The organism is uncultured Tateyamaria sp. (genome assembly GCF_947497045.1).
Lineage (GTDB): Bacteria > Pseudomonadota > Alphaproteobacteria > Rhodobacterales > Rhodobacteraceae > Tateyamaria.
In genome coordinates this window covers 1-1,702 of sequence record NZ_CANMEU010000038.1, presented here as the reverse complement: position 1 = coordinate 1,702, position 1,702 = coordinate 1, and the positions used below count along the sequence as shown (strand labels likewise).

Genomic DNA, 1,702 nt, shown 5'->3' with positions numbered 1-1,702 from the left:
GTGGCAACGCGGTAGCAACGAGAACACCAACCGGCTGCTTCGCCAATACTTCCCCAAAGGCACTGACATATCAGGCTTTAGCCAAGCCAAACTCAGCGCCGTCGCTCGCCAGCTCAACGAGAGACCTCGAAAAACCTTGCAATACCAAACCCCAGCAGAGAAATTTGAAGCCTGTGTTGCGGCGATCAGTTGAAACCACACCGCTTTGCGGTCATTCGCTGCAAGCGCGAACTCCTGGCTTCGTCGAACTCACACATCGCGGGACAAATTGCACTTTCGCTGCGTCTGCGCGAATGGCTGCTTAAGGTCGTCTTCTAGGGTCAGGCCAAGGTGTACTTCTTACAGATCGCACCGGGCTTGGTTTGGTATGTCTGAAAGCCAATCGCATCGTAGAAAGCGAGACCGGACACATTACTCGCTCCAATCGTGGCATCTATTTCAGTTAACCTCGCTTCCCGCGCAGCATCCAGCGACGAGGCAAACAATGCTTTGCCTACGCCACGACCTGCCGCTTTGGCGTCTACGTACGTTCCGATGATGCCCCATCCTTCAGGGAGGCCATAAGCGTTGCCTGCTATTGCCCGCTTCAAAGACTGGAAACCAAGGATTTCACCGTCGTCATCGACTGCAACTGAGCAACGCTGGCGATCTGGGTGATTTACGTAGTGGGCTGATACATGCGCTACGCCGCTAGGTCTCTCACTTTTCCAAGCTATCAGGATATCTCGCAGGATTTGGCTCATCACGGCATCATCATCTGCCATCGCCTCTCTGACCGTCACCTGTGTCATGCGAGTTCTACGTGTGCTTTTAGGTAATCCGGAAGTTGTTCCAGAGGGTTTTGAGACCTTCCAAGCATGGTTTCCGTCCAAGCTTTGACCTCATCTCGAACGATATTCATTTCCCAGATGCAGCCCACAATTTCATCCACACCATCTTTGAAGACTGTGGGTTCGTCCCAATACGCCTTGATCTGAAACGGCTGCGCCAACACGCTACCCCACTGCCAATAGAAAACGGGGGAGACCACTGCCGTTTCCGCGAAGTGTATTATCTGAAATCCGATTCCGTGGTTCCCCGCCGCATCGGTCAAGGAGCCAGCTTCCGGGAGGCGTTTCAGCGACTCATCTGTCGCCGCTGCCGCCACTTCCGTGTCAAAAGCTCTACCGTCTGCAAGGATCGCATATCGCTTCAATTGCCAACCCGCGGTATTGGCAGATTCCAGGCGCAAGACTTCACGCTCTTTGAACGGTTTGAGGTGTTCCAAGTTCAATCTCCAAGACTGCAGCATCAATCCTACTGACCTGATTAAAATTCAACAGGGCAAAAGTGCAAAAGCCGACTTTAGCCGCAGTGCATCATCTCGGGTGGTCTGGGCTCTGTTGCTGCCATCGGAGCGACCGCAGCATCCGTTGCGCTATTTCGGATCACGTCGAAGAGGACGGCCCATAAGAGACATTCACTCACTGCTCGGCATGCTGCGGTGCGGCCCGTCAGAGCGGCCATTCGCTGCAGCAGCAAAATCCCAAACTAGCGGAACTCACAGTCTGCTGAACTTTACATCAATTCGCTGCTAAGGCCCTGCATTTGAAGTTCACTGCAGACATTGAAAAAAAGAACTGCAACGCGCCGTTTCAAACCACCAATGACAGTCGGTTTTCCGCCATTCTGATCCGGGCCTGGACACCCCAATCGAAAGGTA

The 1,702-nt window shown here is 53.3% G+C and carries 2 protein-coding genes and 1 pseudogene; 1 reads left to right on the top strand and 2 read right to left on the bottom strand.

The features are described from left to right. A pseudogene (locus tag Q0859_RS21385) lies at positions 1 to 193 on the top strand (IS30 family transposase); the annotation flags it as partial. Between the two features lie 127 nt (positions 194 to 320). Here the strand turns inward: Q0859_RS21385 and Q0859_RS21380 are convergent. Both Q0859_RS21380 and Q0859_RS21375 read right to left on the bottom strand, forming a co-directional pair. After that, on the bottom strand, positions 321 to 791 hold the full coding sequence (locus Q0859_RS21380) for a GNAT family N-acetyltransferase (protein WP_299155181.1): 471 nt from the start codon (positions 789 to 791) through the stop codon (positions 321 to 323). After that, on the bottom strand, positions 788 to 1,291 hold the full coding sequence (locus Q0859_RS21375; protein WP_299155178.1) for a hypothetical protein: 504 nt from the start codon (positions 1,289 to 1,291) through the stop codon (positions 788 to 790). Before Q0859_RS21375 ends, Q0859_RS21380 begins: the two co-directional genes overlap by 4 nt. Positions 1,292 to 1,702 lie beyond the last annotated feature (411 nt).

Coding starts and splice junctions, on each gene's coding strand:
- Q0859_RS21375 (WP_299155178.1), bottom strand. CDS start 1,291: ATGCTGCAGTCTTGGAGATTGAACTTGGAACACCTCAAACCGTTCAAA.
- Q0859_RS21380 (WP_299155181.1), bottom strand. CDS start 791: ATGACACAGGTGACGGTCAGAGAGGCGATGGCAGATGATGATGCCGTG.